This window comes from Mycobacterium sp. TH-M106 (assembly GCF_057473765.1).
The window spans coordinates 1-4,405 of the sequence record NZ_JBYCLE010000635.1 but is presented as its reverse complement, the minus strand read 5'-3'; the positions used below and the strand labels follow the sequence as shown (position 1 = coordinate 4,405).

The following is a 4,405-nucleotide window of genomic DNA, read 5'->3' as shown; positions in this document are numbered from 1 at the left end:
CTGATCCGGCTGCCGGTCACCGCCAGCGCTTCAACCTCCGGCGCCCACGGCGTCACCGTCACCACCGGCCCGCCGATGAAGATGGTGTCCGCACCTGTCGCCGTCTTTCGCGGCCAGCACCCACCGACCGCCGTCCCGGCTGCTGCGGCTGCCATCCCGGTCAGGAACCGTCGTCTGCTCGTCGTCATCGCGACTAGTCTTCCTTAGCCGGTACAGCACTGACTACGGCAGGATCACCGTTGTGGCAGAACCGGCCAAGGTTCCCGAGGGGGAGGCGCGGCGGCTCCCGGCGGTCACCGTACGAATGGTTTTGATCCACGGCCGATCATCTATAGCATAATCGTGGCATGAACCGCATACGTTTGAGTACGACGGTGAACGCCGAGCTTCTGGGCAGCGCCCGCAGCATGCGGTCGGGGCTCACGGACGCCGCGCTCGTCGACGAGGCGCTTGAGGCACTGCTGGCTCGGCACCGATCTGCCCAGCTGGATGCCGCCTACAGCGCCTATGACGACCGTCCCGCCGATGAAGCCGACGATTGGGGGGACCTGGCGTCGTGGCGGCGAGCGGCGGGTACTCCGTGAGCGGCACGCCGGCGCGTGGGGAGGTGTGGTGGTGCGAGTTGCCAGCGGTCGGGCGACGTCCAGTCGTCGTGTTGACTCGTGATGCGGCGATTCCGCGGCTTCGACGGGCACTTGTCGCCCCGTGTACCACGACTCTGCGAGGGCTTCCCAGCGAGGTGGTCCTGGAACCCGACGTCGACCCGATTCCGCGGCGTTCGGCGGTCAACCTCGACTCGGTCGAAAGTGTGTCGGTAGCGGTGCTGGTGAACCGCCTGGGTCGGCTCGCCGACGACCGGATGCGTCAGGTCTGCGATGCACTTGCGGTGGCGGTGGACTGCGCTGGCTGAAACGATCGATGCGGCTTGTGCCTTGCGTGCGTATCGCGGGAATGATCCTCATCGACACCTCCGCCTGGATCGAGTACTTCCGAGCCACCTGCTCGCCGTGCGGGGAGAAGGATACGGAGTCTTAATGATTGCCTGATAGCTGCGGTTGCGATTCGCCACGGTGTGCCCATCATCCATCAGGACACGGACTTCGCCGACAAGCGCTGATCACACCAGCACCTGCTGCCCGATGATTGCCATTCAATGCTGTGAAGCGCTAATTTCCTGGGGTGACGTTTTCGACTGCTGGTGTACTCGCGCGGTGGATCGCCCCCTTCCTCACGGTTGCAGCCGTCGCCGGGACAGGTTTTCTCGCCGGCCCGGCACAGGTCGGTCCCGCCCCGGCGGTGCGCCTGGCCGGTGAGGCCAACCCGCTGGCCGGCATGCCCTTCTATGTCAACCCCACCTCAGCGGCTATGCGGGCCGCGCAGCATGCCGATCCGCCGAGTCCGGAGTTGACCGCCATCGCCAACACGCCGCAGGCGTACTGGATTGTCCCGGGTTCTTCGGCGGCGACGGTCGCGAAGTACACCGGCGACGCGCAGGCTGCCGAGGCCATGCCGGTCCTGGCGCTTTATGGAATCCCCCACCGCGACTGTGGCAGCTTCGCTGCGGGTGGCTTCGCGACGGCCGACGATTACCGCGGGTGGATCGACGGCATCGCATCCGATGTGGGCGCTTCGCCGGTGGCGATCATCGTCGAGCCCGATGCGCTGGCCATGGCCGACTGCCTGTCGTCTGGCCAGCGCCAAGAACGCTTCGACCTGATTCGCTACGCCGTCGACACGTTGACCCGCAATCCCGCCGCGGCCGTGTATGTCGACGGTGGTCACCTGCGCTGGCACAGCGCTGAGGACATGGCCGCCAGGCTTAACGAGGTCGGCGTCGACCGGGCGCGGGGTTTCAGCCTCAACCTTGCGAACTTCTTCACCACCGAGGACGAAATCGGTTACGGCGAGGCCATTTCAGCGCTGACGAATGGTTCGCACTACGTGGTCGACACGTCGCGCAACGGTGTCGGACCGGCGCCGGACTCCGGGCTCAACTGGTGCAACCCCAGCGGCCGGGCACTGGGCACCCCGCCCACCACGGCTACCGCGGGAGCGCACGCCGACGCCTACTTGTGGATCAAACGTCCCGGCGAATCCGACGGAACATGCGGCAAAGGCGATCCGCCGGCGGGCACCTTCGTCAATCAGTACGCCATCGATCTGGCCCGCAACGCGCTCCGGTAGCAGGCCGCAGTCAGGGCAGCGATCCGCATGATCGTGTCGACAACGCCGACGGGCAGGTCCTTCACGACGTCACCAGCGTCAGCTCCCAGGACTTCAGCCACGGCTTGATTAGCTGGGCGATCGAGAACTTTTGTGGCTCAGTGCATGTGGGCTCGGAGTAGTCGCCATTGGAGACTTCGACGTAGATCCCGACCGCTTCGGCGGCGCCGTCGGGCCGGAGTCGGTAGACCGGGCCGCCGGAGTCGCCGCACCTGCCGGTAGCGGCGAAGCGCACCTTGTTCTCCTCGGCGACGATTACCGGCCCGCAGACCGCTTCGTCGCTGCGGATCCCGAAATGGCAGAGCACCTCACCGGCCTGGACTCGCTCGGCCAGGCCGACCAGCGGATGCCCGTCGACATCGGAGGTCAATGGAATCTTCCCGGTGTCATCGAGGGTGATCAGCCCGATGTCGAAGTCGTTCCAGTCGTTGCCGCCGTACTCGCTCTGGGCGAATCGGCCGACGGTCGGATACACGTACAGGCCGCCGTGGTGGATGGCCACCGTGCCTGCTGAGCCCGGCTCGTTGCAGTGACCGGCCGACAGCAGCCCGGGCCGGCCGTCGGCGGTGCGCACCAAAAAGCCTGCGGTGCAGCTGATGCCGTGCGAGCCGTCGGCTCGGGTGATGTCGATGCCGATCCCCGGTCCGATCGCGCGTGCGGCCGGGATCGGGGCGAGCTGGCGGCGCGGGTGGGTGTGGTCGACCCACAATGCACCGACGATGACCGCAACGCCGACGACCACGAGCGCGGCCCGGCCCGCCAGGGCCTTGAGCGGGCGTCGCGGCCTTGACCGTGACACAGCGGCCATCGGTGTTGTGCCCTCCTCTGTTGTGTCGCACCGGAATACGCCGACTGTACCGGCCGAACTGACAGCGCCGGCGCTATCACCTTGCAGCATCGCCTGTACCAGCTCTTCCGGTGCCAGTGTGGCTGTTGTGGTTTGAGACGTTTCGCTGCATGATAGTGCGCAGACCAGCGATAATGGAGGTCTGATGGAAAGCACGATGAGCACCGCACAGCAGTCCCGGGCAACGACGCGTCGGTTCGCCCGTGTGATCGGCCCCTTCTTGGTGGTCGTCGCCGCCACGGCTGCCGTGCACGCTCCGCAGTTGTGGACCCAGATTGCCGACTTTGCGGACAATCCACTGTGGGGATGGGTGGCTGGCTCCTACGCGCTGATCGCCGGCCTGGTCGTCGTTGCCCTGCACCCGTATTGGCGCGGGCCCGCGGCGGTCAGCGTGTCCGTGCTGGGTTGGCTGACCACGATCAAGGGGTTTTTCCTGGTGGCGTTTCCGGCGACGATCACCTCGATTCCGGTCGGCGCGGTGGAGACGGTCAGCCTCTGGCGAGCCGTCTATGTGGCGTTCGCGCTGTGGGGCCTGTATCTGGCTTACGTGGGGTGGGCACCCAGCAGATCCCGGTGACGCAGCTCGGCCCACCTCCTCTACGTGACCATCTGAGGCTCCTCGTCAACGCGAGATAATCGCCGTCCTTGGGCGGCCCGGAGCAAATGATCCGATATCCCGCAGCGCGTCGCGGCGCACATTCGTCACGGGAAGAGACTCTCGAAGTCGTCGGCTATCGTTCCGCCGGCCAGGAGCAGAACCAAGAATTCGTAACCTGCTGCCACACTTTCCAACCCGAAGAGACCCGCGACCGGCATGCCGATGGCGCCCAAGAGGTCGCCTTTGCCGAGTTCTTCCGCGATCAGACTGGGGGCATCCCCGACAATGGCGGTCACCGTGGCGTTGACGAGGTCCGCGGTGGGCAGCAGTGTGGCATAAGCCGTCGAGGCGGCGCTGGACAGTGTGTTGACGATATCGGTGAGGCTGGGCAACGCAGCGTCCACCGCGGTGCCGCCGCCGGCACCCGTCAGATCGCTGGACAGGCCGCTGATGGCCGCGCTGATCGTGTCGGGAAGCCCGTTGACCTCACTACCGACGTCGCCGACGAATGCGTTGATGCCGTGTTCGGTTCCCTGGCCCAGGGATTGCAACAGCTCGCCGAGGTTGATGTCGCTCGGTAACACCCCGTAGGGGGTGGGCACGTTCGCCGGCCCGGTGTCCCAGCCGCCATGGGTCAACGCGCCGTCGACGTAGGTGTCGACGTTGCCGTAGCCCAGGTCCACCAGGATCCGCATGTCGGGCTCCAGCAGATCGTAGAGCGGCTGGCCGATCACCGG

Annotated in this window: 6 protein-coding genes and 2 pseudogenes; 5 read left to right on the top strand and 3 right to left on the bottom strand. The window is 66.4% G+C overall.

Features of this window, described 5'->3' with window-relative positions:
* A partial coding sequence (locus AC2VOP_RS21335) for a twin-arginine translocation signal domain-containing protein (RefSeq protein ID WP_486962816.1) occupies positions 1–188 on the bottom strand: 188 nt, incomplete at its 3' end.
* A 124-nt stretch (positions 189–312) separates the two neighbouring features.
* On the opposite strand from AC2VOP_RS21335, the pseudogene AC2VOP_RS21330 reads away from it, so the two are divergent.
* The 4 genes and pseudogenes from AC2VOP_RS21330 to AC2VOP_RS21315 form a co-directional block, all read left to right on the top strand.
* Positions 313–584, top strand: a pseudogene (locus AC2VOP_RS21330) (type II toxin-antitoxin system antitoxin MazE5); the annotation flags it as partial.
* Positions 581–910: a type II toxin-antitoxin system PemK/MazF family toxin gene (locus tag AC2VOP_RS21325; RefSeq protein ID WP_486962815.1), complete on the top strand. Its 330-nt coding sequence runs from the start codon at positions 581–583 to the stop codon at positions 908–910. The pseudogene AC2VOP_RS21330 and the gene AC2VOP_RS21325, both read left to right, overlap by 4 nt.
* A 111-nt stretch (positions 911–1,021) precedes the next feature.
* Entirely contained in the window at positions 1,022–1,117 is a 96-nt protein-coding gene (locus tag AC2VOP_RS21320) for a PIN domain-containing protein (RefSeq protein ID WP_486962817.1), read from the top strand.
* 62 nt (positions 1,118–1,179) lie between these two features.
* Positions 1,180–2,184, top strand: a complete 1,005-nt coding sequence (locus tag AC2VOP_RS21315; RefSeq protein ID WP_486962814.1) for a glycoside hydrolase family 6 protein — start codon at positions 1,180–1,182, stop codon at positions 2,182–2,184.
* Positions 2,185–2,245: 61 nt separating this feature from the next.
* On the opposite strand, the gene AC2VOP_RS21310 is transcribed toward AC2VOP_RS21315, so the two are convergent.
* Positions 2,246–3,031 carry a chymotrypsin family serine protease gene (locus AC2VOP_RS21310; protein WP_486962813.1) on the bottom strand — a complete coding sequence of 262 codons (786 nt, stop codon included), beginning with the start codon at positions 3,029–3,031 and terminating at the stop codon, positions 2,246–2,248.
* A gap of 184 nt (positions 3,032–3,215) precedes the next feature.
* Here AC2VOP_RS21310 and AC2VOP_RS21305 point away from each other — a divergent pair, with 184 nt between their 5' ends.
* Entirely contained in the window at positions 3,216–3,647 is a 432-nt protein-coding gene (locus tag AC2VOP_RS21305) for a hypothetical protein (protein WP_486962812.1), read from the top strand.
* 125 nt (positions 3,648–3,772) lie between these two features.
* Here AC2VOP_RS21305 and AC2VOP_RS21300 read toward each other — a convergent pair.
* Positions 3,773–4,405 (bottom strand): annotated as a pseudogene (locus AC2VOP_RS21300) (hypothetical protein); the annotation flags it as partial.

Coding starts and splice junctions, on each gene's coding strand:
- AC2VOP_RS21310 (WP_486962813.1), bottom strand. CDS start 3,031: ATGGCCGCTGTGTCACGGTCAAGGCCGCGACGCCCGCTCAAGGCCCTG.
- AC2VOP_RS21305 (WP_486962812.1), top strand. CDS start 3,216: ATGGAAAGCACGATGAGCACCGCACAGCAGTCCCGGGCAACGACGCGT.